The organism is Gabonia massiliensis, from assembly GCF_001403595.1.
In the GTDB taxonomy this organism is placed as follows: Bacteria; Bacteroidota; Bacteroidia; order Bacteroidales; family Coprobacteraceae; genus Coprobacter; species Coprobacter secundus.
The window spans coordinates 228,347-247,978 of sequence record NZ_LN877939.1; the positions used below are offsets into that span (position 1 = coordinate 228,347).

Here is a 19,632-nt window from a genome sequence, read left to right on the forward strand (position 1 = left end):
CAGGCACAAATATAAAACGAAAACTTTAGATACTATAAAAGTTTCCTATATTATTAAAGATATCAAAAGTTAATTATATATAATTATTAGGAATAGTGTATTTCATACAATTTAACAATGTTATAATTTGTATTTTTTACTTATGCAATAAATATAAATTATTAGCTTTGCATGTAATTATGCGATGAAAATATATAAAATCATCAGAATCAATAATATTTCTATTATATGGGAAAAGTAACTAAAGAAGCAGCCCTGCTTTATCACAGTCAGGGAAAACCAGGGAAAATAGAAGTAGTTCCCACCAAGCCTTATAGTACACAACTAGACTTATCACTTGCTTATTCTCCAGGTGTAGCGGAACCATGTCTGGAAATTGAAAAGGATCCGGAAAAAGCGTATGAATATACATCAAAAGGTAATCTGGTAGCAGTAATATCGAATGGTACAGCTGTGTTAGGACTAGGAGATATAGGAGCATTAGCTGGCAAACCAGTCATGGAGGGGAAAGGTCTTCTCTTCAAAATATTCGCAGGAATCGATGTTTTTGACATTGAAGTAAACGAAAAAGATCCTGACAAATTTGTCCAAGCTGTGAAAGCTATCTCTCCTACTTTCGGAGGAATAAATCTGGAAGATATCAAAGCCCCCGAATGTTTTGAAATAGAAAACAGATTAAAGGCAGAACTGGATATCCCCGTAATGCATGATGACCAACATGGCACAGCAATCATTTCGGGAGCTGGACTATTAAATGCGCTTGAAATTCAAGGTAAAAAAATAGATGAAGTACAGATTGTAGTCAATGGAGCCGGGGCATCTGCTGTATCATGTACCAGACTATATATGATGTTAGGAGCCAAGAAAGAAAACATTGTAATGGTTGACAGTAAGGGTGTGCTCAACGAATCACGCACCAATCTGACCGAATCTAAAAAGCAATTTGTCACCAGCAGAAAAATAAATACTCTCGAAGAGGCAATGAAAGGTGCTGATGTATTTTTAGGACTTTCACGAGCAGATATTCTAACTACAGAAATGGTACGTTCGATGAACGATAAACCTATTGTTTTTGCATTGGCCAACCCCAATCCTGAGATTGCATACGATAAGGCAAAATCCTCACGTCCAGACTTAATTTTTGCAACTGGACGCTCAGACTATCCCAATCAAATAAATAATGTATTAGGGTTTCCTTACATATTTCGTGGAGCTTTAGATGTAAGGGCTACTTGTATTAATGAAGAGATGAAATTAGCTGCTGTATATGCTATTGCTGATTTGGCTAAAAAGCCTGTACCCGATGTCGTCAATGCTGCATACAATTTGAAAAGAATCAGCTTTGGGCCAGACTATATCATTCCTAAAGCTTTGGATCCCAGATTGCTGACATCAGTAGCTCCTGCTGTAGCTAAAGCGGCCATAGAGTCGGGTGTAGCACGCAAAAAGATCACTGACTGGGTCGAATACGAAGGACATCTCAGAAGTGTCATGGGATACGACAATAAGATGATACGTCGCTTTACAGAAATGGCTAAACAAAATCCTAAAAAAGTCGTATTCGCTGAAGCCAATCATGCTAATATGCTTAGTGCTGCAGCTATGGCATATCAAGAAGGTATATGTTATCCTATCCTATTAGGAAACCAAGATATCATTACCAAGCTTGCCAACGAAATAGGTATCAGCCTGGAAGGTATGGAAATCGTAAATCTTAGAAGTGAGGAGGAAACGGAACGTAGAAACAGATATGCGGAAATTCTAGCTCAGAAAAAAGCTCGCGAAGGATTTACAATTGCAGAAGCTCGTGAAAAAATGTTCGATAGAAACTATTTTGGAATGATGATGGTAGAAGTCGGAGATGCAGATGCATTTATGACCGGTACATATACAAAATATACTGAGACCATTGAAATTGCCAAAAATGTAATAGGCATCAAAGAAGGGCATAAACATTTTGGAGCCATGCATATTATGAATACCAAAAAAGGGACTTATTTTCTTGCCGATACATTAATCAATAGACATCCTAATAGTGAAACACTTATCGACATAGCCCGATTGGCACGCCATGCGGTCAAATTCTTTGCTCATGAACCGGTAATGGCTATGGTTTCTTATTCCAATTTCGGTGCCGATTCTGTAGGTAGCCCTGCTTCAGTACACGAAGCTGTAGCTGAAATGCAAGAAAGATACCCTGATTTGATCATTGACGGAGAAATGCAAGTACATTTTGCATTAAATACGAAGTTAAGAGACAAAACATTCCCATTCAATAAATTGGCTGGAAAAGAAGTCAATACTCTTATTTTCCCCAATTTAAGTTCCGCCAATACTGCCTATAAAATGCTTCTCGAATTTGGTCTATCCGAATGTATAGGACCGATTCAGATGGGGTTGAACAAACCTATTCATTTCACAGATATTGAAAGTACAGCTCGGGATATCGTAAATCTAACTACTGTAGCAGTATTGGATGCTCAAGTTCAAGAAGAAATAGAAAAAATAAAATCAAATAAAAAGTAATTTGTAATATCCCTTAATAAAAAAGCACGTTCTTTTGAACGTGCTTTTTTATTAATATGATAACCATAATAATTTTTCTAAACATATGAATCACAATTATTAACATTGAGTTGGATACTATTATCTATTAGCTATATAATACTAATATAGACCAAAACGAACACGACAAAGAATAATCGAATAAAATAAAATCAGCAAAATATTTTAGTCATAAAAAGAAAAATAGTACAATAATGTAACATAAATCCAAAATTGCTTCTGTCACCCTTATTTATTGGTACAGAGGCAATTTTATCTTTACTCCATCTCCAATATGCAAAATTATTTCAAACGAGTTATTTCTATCAATCGCTGAGGAATATCTGTATTATCCAATCTCCCCGAAAAACGAGAAGCACCTTCCCCTATTGCAAAAAGAGGAACTTGCGATGCCGAATGATTATCCGATGCCCAACTGATATGAGCTTTTTCATTTAAAATGGAAATAGCCAATGACACAAAAGCATTCGTCTCGCTATACAAAGATCTTACAGATTTACTGACGTCCTCTTGATACCAATGTTGAAAACTAACCATCAACCGAGCCTCCTCTTCAAGGGTCAAGGGAACTTCCTTTCCCAAACCTGTAAGTTCAGACAAGAGCTCTCTCATCTCCGTCCAAGTCATACCAGGATGTTTTTTCTTAACCTGTTCCAAATAAAAAGACATCTCACTACCTGACATTTTTTGATATTGCAATAACTCTGTATTTACATCCATTGTCCCATTTCCCAATATACATCCTCCAGTCTCATGGTCGGCTGTAATTATTATCAATGTTTCTCGTGGATGATCAAGATAGAAATCATAAGCACATTGTATACTCTCGGAAAAATCAAGAGTTTCTTTTATCATCGTTGCCGCATCGTTGGAATGAGAAGCCCAATCAATTTTTCCTCCTTCAATCATTACAAAAAAGCCTTTCGGACTATTTTGTGATAAATGATGAAGGGCACACTCTGTCAAGTCCAATAATGACAATTCCTCAGGTTTCCTGTCTATACTATATTTCAAAGCATCACAATATAAAGAATCATTCGAAAGAAAAAGTATTTTGCCTGAAAAATTTTTATCATATTTATAATCATTTTTACCCCAACATATTGTATAATCATTATCACGGAAATAATCATATAAATTTATCTTATCTGGTGCTTTTTGTGGCTGTAATAAACCTGAACCACCCAGAAAATCGAATCCAGAATCTGCCCCTTGTAAACCTATTTCATAATACATATCTCGCTTAGGTTGAGTTGCATAAAAAGCTCCTGGAGTAGCATGGTCAATCGATACACTCGTTATGATTCCTACCTTACGTCCAGATTTTTTAAATTGTTTCGCAATAGATTCTCTATTTTTCGAATTCAAACCTAATGTTCCATTAGTTGTTTTCTCTCCAGTTGCTAAGGCCGTACCAGCTGCAGCAGAATCTGTTATACGATTTGATGCCGAAAATGTAGTTACCACTGATTGTACAGGAAAAGAAAGAAATGTCATTTTCTTTCGGAGACTGTCTGGCATATTTTCATTATATTGCCGGGCTGCCTCCACTTGGTTCAATCCCATGCCATCACCTATAAAGAAAAAAATATATTTCGGCCCCGCTGCTCGAAATGGAACAGAAAATGCAAATAATAACAAAAATAATAATGTGTACTTTTTCATATTTCCTTTTTTATTTGCAAAACAAAAGCTCAAGTATAAAATATAAATGACAATCCGAATACAAAACTATTACAAAATGATATTATATGATAGATTTTAATCGGTCTGATTTAACAGACCAAAAAACAAACTTTTATCACAATATAAAGGAGTAATACATTAATGTTTTCCTCCGGTATCTCCACTTTTAGACAGTATTCTCCAGATATGACATATCCGCATTGTTCTCGCGGATATTGATGGGTAGTAGCGACTGAGTAAAAGTCTCAGAAAGTACAATGCCAGCACTCTTGTACAAGATGTCACTCAACTATATACGAAGACCATCCTAAATTAGAAAAAGCACTTATTTGCCAAGTAATAAAAAAATACAATTCCAATTTTTACCAAATTATTTTTTTCCACAGCTTTCTAATAATCTCGAAAAATTTTCCGTTATATATAAAAAGCCCGAGAAGAGTAGCTTGATTCTTCCCGGGCTCCAAAAAAGTATTAAATTATATTTTACCAAATGATAACTCTGTCTTCAGGAGCTAAATACATAGGGTCATTCTCTGTAATATCAAATGCACTAAAGAATGTATCGATATTTTTTAACGCTGCATTCACTCTCCATTTACTTAATGAATGAGGGTCAATTTTAGTTAATCGAAGAATCTCCTCATTACGGATATTGGTCGCCCACAATGCTGCATATGCCAAGTAAAATCTCTGGTCAGGAGTAAATCCATCAATCAGAGGTAATTCCTGCCCTACCGTAGCATTCTTAAAAGCTGTATATGCTACCCGCAAACCTCCATGATCTGCAATATTTTCTCCTAAAGTAAAGCGCCCGTTAGCATGTACTGTATCCAATACGATTATACTGCTATATTGCTCGGCCAGCTTGTCTGCACGCAAGTTAAATTGTTCAGCATCCTCCGGTGTCCACCAATCTTTCAAGTTACCGTCTTTATCAAACTGACGCCCTTGGTCATCAAATCCATGGGTCATTTCATGTCCAATAACAACACCTATAGCTCCATAATTGACCGCATCGTCAGCATCTAAATAGAAAAATGGAGGCTGCAAAATTCCAGCAGGGAAACATATCTCATTTGTAGAAGGATTATAGTAAGCATTGACTGTTTGAGGACTCATCAGCCATTCAGTCTTATCCACAGGTTTTCCTATTTTATCAAGCATATAATTATACTCAAATTCACCAGCTCTACATACATTTGTCCAATATGAATCTTTCTTATCAATTTTCAGATTAGAATAATCACGCCATTTGTCAGGATAGCCGATTTTAATATATATAGTACTCAATTTCTCTTTGGCTTTAGCTTTAGTCACATCGCTCATCCACTCCAAACTATCGATATGTTGTCCTAAAGATACCTGCAAATTTTTTACTAAATTGACCATCCGTTCCTTTGCCTCAGGAGGGAAATATTTACTTACATACATTTCCCCTACCGCTTCAGACAAAGCAGAACTGGTTGTTTCCAATGCACGTTTCCAACGAGGTTGTTGCTCTTGCTTTCCAGATAAAGTCTTCCCATAAAAGTCAAATTCGGCAGCAACAAAATCATCACTCAAATAAGAGGATGCCGCATTTAATAATTTAAAAGCCAGATAATATTGCATTTCTTCCGAAGTCATCTTAGCAATGACATCGTTCATACCTTTAATAAAAGGCAATTGCATAGGATTTATTTCTACTAAAGAATCGATTCCCATTTCTTGCAAGAAAGCATTCCAATCAATAGCAGCAGTCATTTTTTCCAACTGGCTGAAAGGCATTTTATTATAATTATTTTGTGGATCTCTCAATTGCTCACGCGAGAAAGCAACCTTTGCCAATGCCGTTTCGGTCTTCATTACAGCATCTTCGGCTTTTGCTGCCTGCTCCGAGGTATATCCCGCTAATATAAATAACTTATTGATATATTTCTTATAAGCATCGCGTATCTTTATATTCGTACTATCATTCAATAAATAATAGTCCCTATCTCCCATAGACATACCTGCCTGATACAGGTTTACAATATTCTGAGAACTATTTTTATCATCAGCTCCTACAAAAAAGGCAAAGAAAGGAGATGTCCCCATTTTCTGCATACGGGCAATCATACGGGTATATCCTGTCTTATCATTCAGACCTGTTATAACCTTCAGATCATCTACTACGGGTGCCACCGATTCTTCATTCAGCCGTACACTATCAAGCCCCATAAGATACATATCACCCACTTTCTGAGCTACACTTCCATACTCATGGGTAGTTTTTCCTAATTCCTCAATCAGCTCTTTTATCTGATTTTGATTATTTTCACGTAATTGGTCAAATGATCCATAACGTGCATACTCGGGTTTCAACGGATTTTTCTTCATCCACCCACCACAAGCATACTGATAAAAATCAGTACCACAGGATACCGTAGTATCCAGATTCGAAATATCCAGACCGCTCGATTTCACTGTAACATTTTTGTTTGAACATCCAGCCACCACCATACCGGCAACCAGAGGTAAGATTAATAATCGTTTCATTCTCTCTATTAAATTTGTTTATTTTTTTCTTCTAATTCCATCGTCAATTCCGTCCATTTTTCTATTATTTCATCAAGCTCTTTCTTTAACCGCCCGTGTTTTTCATACAAAGAAGAATCTGATGCACCTTCTACCGAAGAAAGCCGCACTTCTATTTGTTTTATTTTCAATTCAAGTTCCTCCACTTTTTTCTCACAATCGGAAATGGTACGTTCCAATCGTTTCAACTGTCGTTGTTGCTCTTTTTGCTCTTCATAGGAAAGCTTATTTTCTGATGGTATTCCTTCCACATTCGACTTCTCTGTAACCTTCTCTTTTTCCAACTCCTGTAGACTATCCATCTTTTTCCGTTGCAAAAAATCATAAATACCGCCCAAATGCTCACGTACTTGCTTATTACCAAACTCATAAACTTTAGTAACTAAACCATCAAGAAATTCTCGGTCATGAGAAACTACAATAACTGTACCATCAAAATCTTTTATCGCTTGCTTCAACACATCTTTTGTCCGCATATCTAAATGATTGGTAGGCTCATCAAGAATCAAAAGATTCACCGGCTCCAACAATAACCGAATCATTGCCAGACGTGTCTTTTCCCCACCAGACAATACCTTTACTTTCTTATCCGAAGCTTCCCCTCCAAACATAAAAGCTCCAAGAATATCCCGTATTTTTGTTCTGATATCTCCGACAGCCACCCTGTCAATTGTATCGAAAACAGTTATCTCTCCATTCAGCAATTGAGCCTGATTTTGGGCAAAGTATCCGATTTTTACATTATGCCCAATTTTAAGGTTGCCGGTATAGTCTATCTCATTCATGATACACTTTACTAAAGTCGATTTCCCCTCTCCATTCTTTCCTACAAATGCAACTTTATCACCACGTTTTATTGTAAAATCAACATGAGCAAAGACCACATGGTCTCCATAACTTTTTCCCACATTATCAAATATAAGTGGGTAATCACCTGAACGAGGTGCAGGAGGAAATTTCAAATTCAACCGGCTATTATCCACTTCGTCCACCTCAACTCTCTCAAGCTTATCCAACTGTTTTATACGAGATTGCACTTGCACCGATTTTGTTGCTTTATACCGAAATCGTTCTATAAATGCTTCTGTATCCTGAATCTGCTTTTGCTGATTCTCAAAAGCTCTTCTTTGTTGCTCAAGACGCTCGGCCCTCAATTGTACATAACGAGAATAATTGACTTTATAATCATAAATACGACCTAAAGATATCTCAATTGTCCGTGTCGTGACTGCGTCTATAAACGCCCTGTCATGTGACACTAGAACAACAGCATTGGCTCTTGTCGCCAAAAAAGTCTCAAGCCATTGTATCGACTCTATGTCCAAATGATTGGTAGGCTCATCGAGCAATAAAACATCCGGGCGTTGTAATAATAGCTTTGCCAACTCTATACGCATACGCCATCCACCACTAAATTCTGATGTCGAACGGTCAAAATCACTACGCAAAAAACCAAGCCCTATCAATGTCTTTTCTATCTCAGCCTGATAATTAGCGGCTCCCATCAAATGCAACTGCTCAGTAGCATTTGATACTCGTTCTATCAACTCTTGATATTCCTCCGACTCATAATCCGTACGCTCCAACAATTCTGCATTCATCCGGTCTATACGGGCTTCCATTTCAAATATATGAGAAAAAGCTTGTTCGGCCTCCGCCATGACCGTACGACTATCGCTCAACTGCATCTGCTGTGGTAAATAACCGATTGTCAAATCTTTTGGGAAATTAACTACCCCAGAAGTCGGTTGTTGCAACCCCGCAATAATTTTAAGCATTGTCGACTTTCCTGCACCGTTCTTCCCAACCAAAGCAATACGGTCCTTTTTATTGATTACATATGTTATATCGTTGAAAAGAGGATTTCCTCCAAATTCTACCGTTAATCCTTCTATCGAAATCATTCTTTTATCCCCGTTACTATAAAACAAGTACAAAGGTAATAAATTTTATACCATGACAATAAGGCCATAACCAATGAATAACGAAAAAGCCGCATCTTACATCCATATATTTCTATAAACTTATTTAAAACTCTAAGACCCGAATCAAATAAAATGCATAAAAATAAAAAAGGCACAACCGATTATTATCGGTCATGCCTAATCACTCCGTGTCCGAGATGAGATTCGAACTCACACGATCCTACGATCACTACCCCCTCAAAGTAGCGTGTCTACCAATTTCACCACCCGGACATCTTTGTTTTTGAAGCGTGCCCAAAACAGGACTCGAACCTGCACGTTCTAAACGAACACTAGTCCCTGAAACTAGCGCGTCTACCAATTCCGCCATTTGGGCAAGCCATCCAAAACTGGATGCGAGCGAAAAACGGGACTCGAACCCGCGACCCTAACCTTGGCAAGGTTATGCTCTACCAACTGAGCTATTTTCGCATTACAATTTTAAAGAACCAACAACCTTCCAAAAGGTTTTCAGAGCGAAAAACGGGACTCGAACCCGCGACCCTAACCTTGGCAAGGTTATGCTCTACCAACTGAGCTATTTTCGCATTTGCGAGTGCAAATATAAGGTGATATTTTGAGTTGTGCAAATCGAAATGTCTATTTTTTTTACCTTTTTTCAATACATCCCCTACGCTTTTAGATAGTGAATATTTTAAGACAAAATCATTCTCTGCAAAAAACTGGATAACAATTTTTATCGGTTATTCTTAATCAACGATATAAACTCCTCCCGAGTTTTCAAATCCTTAAATGCTCCGGTAAAATCGGAGGTAGTAGTCAAAGAGTGACGTTTTTCGACCCCCCTCATCTGCATACACATATGTTGTGCCTCAATAACGACCATTACACCAAGAGGATTCAAAGTTTTCTGTAAACAATCTTTTATCTGCATAGTCATTCGTTCCTGTATTTGTAATCGACGAGCAAATACATCTACAATACGTGCTATTTTACTCAACCCAGTAATATATTTATTAGGAATATAGGCTACATGGGCCTTCCCGTAAAAAGGTAACATATGATGCTCGCACAAAGAATAAAAATCTATATCCTTTACAATAACCATCTGACGATAATCTTCACGAAACATGGCAGAGGAGATAATTTCCTCAGGAGACTGTGCATATCCCTGAGTAAGAAACTGCATAGCCTTAGCTACCCGTTCAGGAGTCTTTACAAGGCCTTCTCGGTCAGTATCCTCCCCCAATAAAGAAATAATACTTTTATAATGATATGCCAATTGCTCCTGTATCTCGGAAGAAGACAATGGCTGCGAATTATTATCTTCTGAATTTATCATTCCTTGTTTCCCATTTTTATTTTTATCAATATTGAGGTACTCGTACAGATTCCCTCACTATTCTCATCTCTTTTGCAAAAGATGGAAAAGCCTGCTTTAATTCACGAAGCTTTGTATTAGCTTCTTCATAAGTTCTGAAATCTCCGACCCGCAAACGCCAAAAAGGAGAAGTAAAAGAAACATACGTCTCTATTGTCGGGTCTAAATTCCGTATCAGCTGAGCCTTATAATTAGCCTCATCTTTCGACTTACGCTGATTATTATCAGAAAATACTTGGATACGGTATCCATTGACAATTATATATGACGATACTATTTTATTATTATTAGGTAATGCTGAAGCTGTTCCATTAGTATTTGCGCGAGCCAATCTGGAAGAAAGTCGAGCATCTTGAATAATTTTCACCTTTCCTGTGCCTACACTCCTTTCAAGATACTGCACTATAGATGTATCGGCCACTTGTGCCTGCATCATAACAACAGCTATTTCTAAAAGGGAAATAACAAATAGTAATTTTCGCATTATATTTTTGTTTAATAAGAAAGCTGCAAAAATAAGCATTCTATCTTATTTTCGCAGCTTTTTATCTTATTTTAAATATCAAAATGCATTGATAATTCCCATAAAGCTATCTACTTCCAATGCTGCTCCTCCAATTAAACCGCCATCGACATCGGGATTGGCAAATAATTCTTTTGCATTAGAAGGTTTACAGCTACCACCATAAAGGATAGAACAATTATCAGCAACCTCTTTTCCATACTTATCAGCAAGAGTTTTACGAATAAATGCATGCATTTCTTGAGCTTGCTCCGCTGTAGCTGTTTTACCTGTACCGATAGCCCAAACCGGCTCATACGCTAAAATTATCTTCCCAAAATCTTGTGCAGCCAGATTAAACAAAGAGCTCTCAATTTGAGATTTTACTACATCAAAATGTTTGCCAGCTTCTCTTTCTTCCAAAACCTCTCCAATACAGAAAATTGGAGTCAATCCATTTGCTAATGCCAATAATACTTTCTCTTTCAAAATCTCAGGAGTCTCATGATAATAAGCACGACGTTCTGAGTGACCTAAAATTACATATTTAGCACCCGTAGAGGCAACCATCTCGGCAGAAACTTCTCCTGTATATGCACCTGAAGCTTTGTCTGCACAATTCTCAGCAGCAACACCAATCTTATTTGTATCGATGGCATCAACTACACTTGCCAAATGAATAAACGGAGTACCGATTATAACATCACAATTGGGAGTTTTGCCCGCCAAAGCCTCATTTAGGCCTTTTGCCAATTCAAGACCTTCCTGAAGGTTCTTGTTCATTTTCCAGTTACCTGCAACAATGTTCTTTCTCATAATTAATATTATTGTGTTATACAATGAAGTTACACTTCTTTATTATCATTTTTTGTCGTTTCCTTTTCTATGTTTATTCTTTTCCCTTTTGACCGCAATGCCTTTTCCTGCCGACGCTTCATCCTCAAATTTTTAATATTAACGATAATAGCCGCAACAGTCTTTTCCGTCAATAAAAGAATAAGCATAGGCACAAGATATATCAAAACCAAAAACATAATGCGCCTGTCGGCATTATACATACGAATCTGACCTAAAGAAAGCTTTTCTAACGGTGCCGTAAGGACCGACTCGTCAGGTAAAGACGATGCACTCCGCTTCCAATAGATGACACCATCTTTTAATAATACCATGCTGGGATTTGCCCGCATGATAGTTTTTATGGCAGTCTCATCCATATAATAAAATGGATATTCTGCACCAGTATCGTCCTGCCACCGTGCAATATCCTCCTGCGAAGAAGCTGTCACGCAATAAAAATTATATCCATGAACCAGTGCATAATCATAGATTTCATTAATTCGGTCTATTTCACTATCATCTGCCTTTGCAATATCAGAAGATAAAAGTAGAAACTGGTAATTTTTATTAGTCAATATTTCGTCCGTCACATCTCCCAAATCAGGAGAGATAATCATAAAATCTTTTATAAACTCGTCTTCTTGTATTACAGGAGTTTTCTTCTCCACTCTATCTACAAAAGTCCAGGTAGTATCATCTACGGGATAATTATCAAGGGTAAACTCCTGCTGTTTCCCGTCTTTTTCATATATAAATAAATATTCTCCGGAACTCCCTGTACCAGAAGATTCCGTACCCATCGCTTTTGCCAGATTCAATCCGCTTTTGTATGGCCGAAAATCAAGGATGGGTTGATAATTATACCCAATCCAAGATATAGCAAATACAAAAATCAAAGAATAAAGTACCGTTATCCACTGTACAGGACGATTATATATCCCTCGGATACGATTATTAAAAATGAATAAAAATATGGTAATAGCCAATAACAACACATTTTTGAAGAATGTCTGCCAATTGGTCAAGATAAGGGCATCACCAAAACAACCACAATCACTCACAGGATTTGCTATCGCCAAATATAATGTGAGTGGAGTCATAAATATCATCGTAAATAAAACCAACCAAGAAGTCAAACGACGATATGAACCCAAAAACATGTTTACCCCAATCATAAATTCGAATGCAGCTAAAAGCACTGCAAATATCAGAGACAAGGGGATAAGAAATTCTAAACCGAAAGCAACAAAATAATCATTAAATTTATATACGGATCCCATTGGGTCTATGGCTTTCACAAAACCAGAAAATATAAAAGTAGCCCCAACCGCCCATCTCGACAAAATGATAAGAAGCCTTATCCACCATTTATTCTCAATAGACTCTACCGTATTTTTATTCTCCATATTCCAATTTTATCAATCCGAATAAAGAATAGTTCACCATATCCATATAATTGGCATCTACTCCTTCTGAAACTAATGTTTCACCTTGATTATTTTCTATTTCTTTCGTCCGATTTATTTTCATCAAAATAAGATCGGTATACGAACTGATACGCATGCTACGCCAAGCCTCATCATAATCATGATTTTTAGCAAACATCAAATTTTTTGTATCGTTCATGTATTTATCATATAGTTCAAGAGCCTTATCTACCGATATATCTTTCTCATCTGAATACCCTAATGCAAGTTGAATTAGTCCAATAATTCCATAATTCACAATACCTATAAATTCCGAACGAATTCCCTCATCGACCATTGTCTCCCCTTTTATCTCAATACTACGAATACGTTTGGCCTTGATAAATATCTGATCGGTAATGGATTGTGGACGCATAATACGCCACGAAGGACCGTAATCCTGCAATTTTTTTGCATACAAATCACGACATACGGCTATCACATGTTCAAATTGTGCAACGGTATCTGCCATAAGATATTTTTTAATTTTGCAAAGGTACAAAAAATAATATACCCCTAACCTTCTCTTTTCAGGAAAATTTTTCTTATTTGTTATTTATTTTAACGCCTCGTACAGAATGTTATAAAAAGAGAACCTAATGCCATACATATACCGACTCCTGTTACTCCTTCCCAACCAAACAAATGCCAAAATGTACCAGCTAAAAATGTACCTAAGGAACCTCCAATAAAATATGTCGTCATAAAAATTGTATTCACTCGATTAGATGCTTTGGGAGCCAATGAAAGGGCACATGTCTGGTTACTAATCTGAATACATTGCATTCCTATATCAATCATAATAATACCGATAATAAAACCGAGATAAGTATCTTGAAAAAGATACATAATACACCATGATACGATTATAATAATTCCACCTATATAATTCAAGTTACGTACACCCCATTTAGGAACATAACTTCCAACCAACGATGCTGTCAATGCTCCTGCCATACCACAAAGCCCCAACATCCCAATAACATTATTTCCTGCATAGAATGGCTCTCCGCTCATTTTGAAAGCTAAACATGCCCATAGTGCCAAGAAGCTACCGAAAGCCAGACCTGCCCGCGCAGACACCATACGAATGGTCGGATTATCTCTAAAAAGAGTAAATAGTGATCTCATCAAACCGCCATACGTTCCTTTATAATTTGAAGGCATATCAGGTAATATTCGCATTACTATAAAAATACAAAGCAACATCATGCCAGCAGCTATATAATACATCGACCTCCAACCACAATACTCCCCTACAATACCACTTATCACTCGAGAACCAAGGATACCTGTCAATAATCCACTTACCAACAATCCGACATTACGAGCCTTATTCTCCGGTTTAGAAAACTGTGAAACTATAGGGATAAAGATTTGTGGCATTACCGAACATATCCCCGTAACAAGTGACGCAATCAACACAAAATACATATTCAGAGATATCGCAATCGAAAACATAGATATGACTAATAGCAAAAAATTAATCACAATGATACTCCTACGCTTATACAAATCCCCCAAAGGAATAATGAATAAAAGTCCTATGGCATAACCTATTTGTGTAGTCATCGGCATGAGATTAGCAACAAACTCTGAAACTTGCAAATCAGAGCTTATCTTATTAAGCAACGGCTGATTATAATATAAATTGGCTACTGAAATCCCTGAAATAATAGCCAGCATCCACAACAAAGACGCTGGTACTCCCATGTTCTCCTCTAATTTCCGTTTCATGCTACAAAAATAATGATTTTGAAACAATCTGCTACTAATGATAGAGAAGATGAATAAGCATGACATTCTATTTTTAACAAAATAAATCTGGCAAATATCCTTTCATTTTTGAAAGATTATTTGCCAGATTTAATGTTCAGCTCCAAATTATTCCAACAACGTAGTAAGAACAAACAAGAACTATTACAAAATGTAACTTAAAATACAAGTTTCAGTTCGAAAAATCAAAAATCTAAGAACTTGAATTTAATTTATCAAAATTTCCAACCTAAAGAGATTTGAAACATTTCATTTTTGCTATTATCTCCAATAATATAGCTATTCTTTATAGAGTTAGTAAGACCTATCCCATAACGAACATCTGCAATCATTCCAAACTTAAATTCATATCCTAATCCTACTGCAAACATTAATTCAAAACCGTTGAATGCTTTCGAATTTTTAATATGAACCCCTTCATATACATTAATTTTGTCATAAACTTTTACTCCCAACTGCGGGCCTAATTCAAGACTAAGATTATCTATTAAATACACCTTTGCCATAACCGGCAACGTTAAATAATTAACATGCATATTTCCCCCGTCAAAATTAGCGCCCATCATAGAGAACAACAGTTCTGTCTGCAATCCTAAATAATCATTATAACGATACATTGCAAATACACCGACATTAGCTCCCCCCTTCCACGATGAGAATCCTGATTTCGTAATCGCCGAAATATTCACACCGACTTTTGGACCCCAATACACTCTATTTTCCTGTGCTGAAGCCAATGAAGCCCCAAGGAATAACATCATCATTAACATCGATAAGATTTTCCGTTTCATACTTCTTTCATTTTAGTTTATAGTATTAATTAATCTACAGATATCATGATAAATTCTCAATGCTGATAAATCATTCATTTCAATTCATGACATCTATTACTTTCATTCCTCACTATTTCTTTTTGGTCTTTTCCCATGCCAATGCATATTCATCCAATATCAAACGAATGCCCTTCCCTATCTTCTGATAATCCTCTTTATTCAGATTAGCCAAAGATGCACGTACCGACCAATTCGGCCCATCAAAACCACTTCCGTTCAACAAAACGACACAAGTATCTTTGGCCAAACGGATAACAAAATCAAGAGCATCATAATTCTCAGAGAGGTATTGAGCAAATTCATCTCCATATATTTTTTTTGCCCAGACCATAATGTCTATTTCCGAATAATAACCAGCCCTCAAGGCATCGGGAACAAGTTTAAAACCTGTATTTTCCCACATAGCTTCTAACCTCTCATGTATGATTTTCTGCATCTTATTTTTATACAAATCTTTATTATCAAATAAAGCATAAGCTGCAAATAAGGCCATCTGCATTTGTTGTGGTGTAGACAAACCTGCTGTATGATTCAGTGCTACCATGCGACTATCAGCAACTAACCGGTCCATAAACAAAATTTTATCTGGTTCTAACGATAAAGAACTATATCTGCGACACAAATCATCTCTTTTATCTTTAGGAAGAGTTGCTATCATTTCATCATAAATATTATCATGACTCAATGCTATTACAGCCAAACGCCAGCCCGTCGCACCGAAATATTTAGAAAAAGAATATACACATAAAGTATTAAGTGGCAACTCATACATCAACGACTTGAAATGAGGAACAAAAGTACCATATACATCATCTGTAATAATCATCAAATTCGGATTATTCTCTTTCACAATCTTCACGATACGATCAATACTACGCTCATCAAGTGTATATGAAGGAGGATTACTCGGATTCACAATATAGAGTATTTTTACCGATTTATCTTTTAATTTATCAAGTTCCTCATCTGGATATTGCCAAGTATGCAGCCCATTTTCTGTCATTTGAGAAGCTTGTATATTAGTTACTTTAAAACTAAAACGATCCAACTCCGGAATCTCGATATACGGTGTAAATATCGGTGTCATCAGTGCAATATGGTCGCCTTTATTTACTAAATGATTTACTTGTAACGAATCGAAAATATAACACATTGCAGCCGTCCCTCCCTCTGTTGCAAACAAATCAAACTTTCCCGGCAAAGTTTTCCGATCACACATTTCTTGCAACAAATAGTCTCCTACTATATCTTCTGCAAACCTCAACATTCGATCTGGTACCGGATATTGGTCTCCAATAACAGCCTCTGCCCACTCATGTACCAGCTCATCCGGAGCATATTTTTTCTTATCAAGAAAATAACGATAAGTTTTTTCAAGCAGATCGGCACCTAATTCTGCCTTATTTCTTTTAAGGAATTCCTCAAAGCGCCCGGATATACCTTTCGGCATAGGAATTCCGGCTATACCTTCAGGCATATCAAAAGTACGCCGGCACTCTTCCATCCCAAATTTTCCCAATAAAAAAAATGCTTCTCTCGGAACTGTAGATATCCAGTTTGGATTTCCCCTACCTGCATTAAGAAACATACAAGAAGACTTACGGGTATGGTCCTCAGCATATTCTATTAATTTATTTTTTATTTCAAATGGACTCAAATTTTCTAATCCTTCTTCTTCTTTACGCTGCCTTTTATTTACCATGGCCGGCGCCAACTTTTCTTTACAATCCATATAACATATAATTTACTGTGAATACTAAAAAATCAAATCTCTATAAATATCATGACATAAGTAAAACAATAACGACTCCCCATAATATAAGCAATGTATTCCCTATAGCATACGTTACCGTATATCCCAATGCCGGTATCGTACTATCAAGAGATTCTTGTATTGCACCCAAAGCTGCAGTAGTCGTACGACTCCCCGCATTACATCCCAAATTGATAGCCGGATGAAATTTAAAAATCTTATTTCCTACCCATATTCCTAATAACAAAGGTATCGAAGTAGCCAATACTCCTGCTACGAACAACATAAATCCAGCTTCCTTGATACCTTCAAGAAATGTAGGACCTGCAGTTATTCCTATCACAGCAATAAACATATTCAATCCTAAATTATTCAATATCCAGACTGCTGGTTCTGGTATACGACCAAACGTTGGGTGTTTTGTACGCAACCATCCAAAAAACAAACCGGCAATTAATGCTCCACCACTCGTACTAAGGCTTATCGGTATCCCTCCAAGCCTCAAAGTTAAGGCTCCGACAATGCCCCCAATAAGAATACCCAATCCTACAAAAATAAGGTCAGTCTTATTCGTAGGCCGATCAATATATCCCAACAACGGTGCCGCAGTAGATACTTCTCTGGTCATACCCATTATCTGTAACAAATCTCCTGCTTGCAACTTAAGCCCTGGTAATACAGGTATTTCAACTCCCGAACGTTTTATCGATTTGATAAGAATTCCATGCATAAATTTCTGTCTACGAAGTTCTTCTACCGTCATACCACATGCTGTTTTTTTTGTCAATAATACCATAATCGACTCCACAGGAAATGTCAATAATTCCGGATCATTGATTTCTTCTCCAACCCAACTCTCATCTTGGATTACCGTCTCTCTTCTACCACTTAAAACGATTTCATCTCCTTTTTTTATCTTTAAATCTGGAGTTTCTTCTACGATTTTACCATCGATACGAACCCGATCTACAAAAATACGCCTTCCCATCGACTGCATTTTTTCCTCTATCTCTGATACAGAACGAGGGGTATCAAACCAATTTGTATCCACTTTATAAGCACGAAATACAACCGGACGATTAGCATCAACAAATGCGGGATCCTCTCCTATACTACTTTTCTGTAACTGTTCTTCCAGCTCTTTTGTTTCCTTTCGAACTTTATCTACTCCTCCTAATAACTTAGGTCCAAGTGTTCCTAATATATAGGCAGAACCTATTGTTCCAAAAATATAAGTTACAGCATAACATACAGGCATAATGTTTATCCAGGCTTGTTTATCGGCAGCCGAAGCTCCTAATGTATTGATTGTATCTGTACCAACTCCTATAACCGCCGATATTGTCTGAGCACCAGCAAATAATCCGATAGCCTCTCCAGGATTATACCCCAATATTTTTGCAATAACGACTGTAACAACAAGGCACAATACACATAATACACAAGCAAAAATTACCTGATGAATGCCATCACTTCGCAATGATTGGAAAAATTGTGGTCCCACACTATATCCAATAACAAAAAGAAATAATAAGAAAAAGACAGATTTAATCGGCCCAGGTATAGCAATATCCATTTGCCCGACAAGGACACCGACTAATAATACAGATGTAACAGTTCCCAAAGTAAAACTTTTATATTTTAACTGTCCTATCCAAAAGCCGATACCAATTGTAAGAAATATTGCCATTTCCGGATACGTTCGAAAAAAATGAAGAATCATTTCCATAATTAAATATCATTAGTTGATTAATAATCTCATTCTCCTTTTGATAACAACCGGAAATAAAAAATGTTGAAAAAAATAACAATGAACATTCTTCAAAAAAAGAGGATAAACCATTTTTTACACAATAATTGCATAAAAATTCTATTGTAAACCACAAAATTTATTTATATTTGCCTCAAAAATGCAATGTCGACATAGCAAAATGAGAGAAAATATAGAACATGAAGGGATAATAACCAATATTAGGAACGGTGCCGTCGATGTCCAAATTGTTCAGTATTCAGCATGTTCGAACTGTCATGCCCAATCAGCATGTACTATGTCTGATAAAAAAGAAAAAATGGTAGAAATACCTTGTAACAACGATATGGATTTCAAAATTGGAGATAAAGTTTTGATTATTGGCAATAGCTCAATCGGGCCACAAGCCATTCTTATAGCATTTCTTTATCCATTTATCCTCTTATTTTGCACTTTATTTATTATCTATTCGGTAACTTCTGACGAAGTCTTGTCAGGAATATTGTCATTGGCCACATTAATACCCTATTATATAATATTATATTTTTTAAAAAGCAAACTAAAGAAAAAATTTGAGTTTTCTATCAAAAAAACGTGAAGAA

The 19,632-nt window shown here is 36.5% G+C and carries 14 protein-coding genes and 4 tRNA genes; 2 read left to right on the top strand and 16 right to left on the bottom strand.

Annotated features, from left to right (window positions below; all coding sequences use genetic code 11):
* Positions 1-228: 228 nt before the first annotated feature.
* The gene (locus BN2628_RS05815; protein ID WP_055096506.1) at positions 229-2,526 is read left to right on the top strand and encodes an NADP-dependent malic enzyme; all 2,298 of its coding nucleotides are present in this window, start codon (positions 229-231) and stop codon (positions 2,524-2,526) included.
* Between the two features lie 321 nt (positions 2,527-2,847).
* On the opposite strand, the gene BN2628_RS05820 is transcribed toward BN2628_RS05815, so the two are convergent.
* The 16 genes from BN2628_RS05820 to aspT form a co-directional block, all read right to left on the bottom strand.
* Entirely contained in the window at positions 2,848-4,230 is a 1,383-nt protein-coding gene (locus BN2628_RS05820) for an alkaline phosphatase (protein ID WP_055096507.1), read from the bottom strand.
* Positions 4,231-4,734: 504 nt separating this feature from the next.
* On the bottom strand, positions 4,735-6,768 hold the full coding sequence (locus BN2628_RS05825) for a M13 family metallopeptidase (protein ID WP_044230287.1): 2,034 nt from the start codon (positions 6,766-6,768) through the stop codon (positions 4,735-4,737).
* A gap of 8 nt (positions 6,769-6,776) precedes the next feature.
* Positions 6,777-8,711 carry an ABC-F family ATP-binding cassette domain-containing protein gene (locus BN2628_RS05830; protein WP_044230285.1) on the bottom strand — a complete coding sequence of 645 codons (1,935 nt, stop codon included), beginning with the start codon at positions 8,709-8,711 and terminating at the stop codon, positions 6,777-6,779.
* A gap of 210 nt (positions 8,712-8,921) precedes the next feature.
* A tRNA-Leu gene (locus BN2628_RS05835) sits at positions 8,922-9,005 on the bottom strand.
* A gap of 18 nt (positions 9,006-9,023) precedes the next feature.
* Positions 9,024-9,108: transfer RNA gene (locus BN2628_RS05840), tRNA-Leu, on the bottom strand.
* Between the two features lie 22 nt (positions 9,109-9,130).
* Positions 9,131-9,203, bottom strand: a tRNA-Gly gene (locus BN2628_RS05845).
* Positions 9,204-9,246: 43 nt separating this feature from the next.
* Positions 9,247-9,319, bottom strand: a tRNA-Gly gene (locus tag BN2628_RS05850).
* Positions 9,320-9,468: 149 nt separating this feature from the next.
* The gene (folE, locus tag BN2628_RS05855) at positions 9,469-10,074 is read right to left on the bottom strand and encodes a GTP cyclohydrolase I FolE (RefSeq protein ID WP_044230283.1); all 606 of its coding nucleotides are present in this window, start codon (positions 10,072-10,074) and stop codon (positions 9,469-9,471) included.
* 25 nt (positions 10,075-10,099) lie between these two features.
* The gene (locus BN2628_RS05860) at positions 10,100-10,597 is read right to left on the bottom strand and encodes an SPOR domain-containing protein (protein WP_074024092.1); all 498 of its coding nucleotides are present in this window, start codon (positions 10,595-10,597) and stop codon (positions 10,100-10,102) included.
* Between the two features lie 78 nt (positions 10,598-10,675).
* Positions 10,676-11,431: a triose-phosphate isomerase gene (tpiA, locus tag BN2628_RS05865; RefSeq protein ID WP_044230282.1), complete on the bottom strand. Its 756-nt coding sequence runs from the start codon at positions 11,429-11,431 to the stop codon at positions 10,676-10,678.
* Positions 11,432-11,460: 29 nt separating this feature from the next.
* Positions 11,461-12,858 carry a BT_3928 family protein gene (locus BN2628_RS05870; protein WP_044230280.1) on the bottom strand — a complete coding sequence of 466 codons (1,398 nt, stop codon included), beginning with the start codon at positions 12,856-12,858 and terminating at the stop codon, positions 11,461-11,463.
* Positions 12,848-13,390 (bottom strand): DUF1599 domain-containing protein, encoded by a 543-nt coding sequence (locus BN2628_RS05875; protein ID WP_044230279.1) that lies wholly within the window; start codon positions 13,388-13,390, stop codon positions 12,848-12,850. The genes BN2628_RS05870 and BN2628_RS05875 overlap by 11 nt, the downstream gene beginning before the upstream one ends.
* An 89-nt stretch (positions 13,391-13,479) precedes the next feature.
* Positions 13,480-14,655 carry an MFS transporter gene (locus BN2628_RS05880; protein WP_044230277.1) on the bottom strand — a complete coding sequence of 392 codons (1,176 nt, stop codon included), beginning with the start codon at positions 14,653-14,655 and terminating at the stop codon, positions 13,480-13,482.
* Positions 14,656-14,909: 254 nt separating this feature from the next.
* Positions 14,910-15,485, bottom strand: coding sequence for a porin family protein (locus tag BN2628_RS05885; protein ID WP_044230275.1), 576 nt, complete (start codon positions 15,483-15,485; stop codon positions 14,910-14,912).
* 112 nt (positions 15,486-15,597) lie between these two features.
* The gene (locus BN2628_RS05890) at positions 15,598-17,229 is read right to left on the bottom strand and encodes a bifunctional aspartate transaminase/aspartate 4-decarboxylase (RefSeq protein WP_044230306.1); all 1,632 of its coding nucleotides are present in this window, start codon (positions 17,227-17,229) and stop codon (positions 15,598-15,600) included.
* A 79-nt stretch (positions 17,230-17,308) separates the two neighbouring features.
* Positions 17,309-19,009 (bottom strand): aspartate-alanine antiporter, encoded by a 1,701-nt coding sequence (aspT, locus tag BN2628_RS05895; protein WP_055096511.1) that lies wholly within the window; start codon positions 19,007-19,009, stop codon positions 17,309-17,311.
* A 202-nt stretch (positions 19,010-19,211) separates the two neighbouring features.
* Between aspT and BN2628_RS05900 the strand changes: the two genes are divergently transcribed.
* Positions 19,212-19,628, top strand: a complete 417-nt coding sequence (locus BN2628_RS05900; RefSeq protein ID WP_055096513.1) for a SoxR reducing system RseC family protein — start codon at positions 19,212-19,214, stop codon at positions 19,626-19,628.
* Positions 19,629-19,632: the final 4 nt, after the last annotated feature.

Bases quoted from the DNA above. Each gene is read 5' to 3' on its own strand.
- BN2628_RS05815 (WP_055096506.1), top strand. From the start codon at position 229: ATGGGAAAAGTAACTAAAGAAGCAGCCCTGCTTTATCACAGTCAGGGA.
- BN2628_RS05820 (WP_055096507.1), bottom strand. From the start codon at position 4,230: ATGAAAAAGTACACATTATTATTTTTGTTATTATTTGCATTTTCTGTT.
- BN2628_RS05825 (WP_044230287.1), bottom strand. From the start codon at position 6,768: ATGAAACGATTATTAATCTTACCTCTGGTTGCCGGTATGGTGGTGGCT.
- BN2628_RS05830 (WP_044230285.1), bottom strand. From the start codon at position 8,711: ATGATTTCGATAGAAGGATTAACGGTAGAATTTGGAGGAAATCCTCTT.
- folE (WP_044230283.1), bottom strand. From the start codon at position 10,074: ATGATAAATTCAGAAGATAATAATTCGCAGCCATTGTCTTCTTCCGAG.
- BN2628_RS05860 (WP_074024092.1), bottom strand. From the start codon at position 10,597: ATGCGAAAATTACTATTTGTTATTTCCCTTTTAGAAATAGCTGTTGTT.
- tpiA (WP_044230282.1), bottom strand. From the start codon at position 11,431: ATGAGAAAGAACATTGTTGCAGGTAACTGGAAAATGAACAAGAACCTT.
- BN2628_RS05870 (WP_044230280.1), bottom strand. From the start codon at position 12,858: ATGGAGAATAAAAATACGGTAGAGTCTATTGAGAATAAATGGTGGATA.
- BN2628_RS05875 (WP_044230279.1), bottom strand. From the start codon at position 13,390: ATGGCAGATACCGTTGCACAATTTGAACATGTGATAGCCGTATGTCGT.
- BN2628_RS05880 (WP_044230277.1), bottom strand. From the start codon at position 14,655: ATGAAACGGAAATTAGAGGAGAACATGGGAGTACCAGCGTCTTTGTTG.
- BN2628_RS05885 (WP_044230275.1), bottom strand. From the start codon at position 15,485: ATGAAACGGAAAATCTTATCGATGTTAATGATGATGTTATTCCTTGGG.
- BN2628_RS05890 (WP_044230306.1), bottom strand. From the start codon at position 17,229: ATGGTAAATAAAAGGCAGCGTAAAGAAGAAGAAGGATTAGAAAATTTG.
- aspT (WP_055096511.1), bottom strand. From the start codon at position 19,009: ATGGAAATGATTCTTCATTTTTTTCGAACGTATCCGGAAATGGCAATA.
- BN2628_RS05900 (WP_055096513.1), top strand. From the start codon at position 19,212: ATGAGAGAAAATATAGAACATGAAGGGATAATAACCAATATTAGGAAC.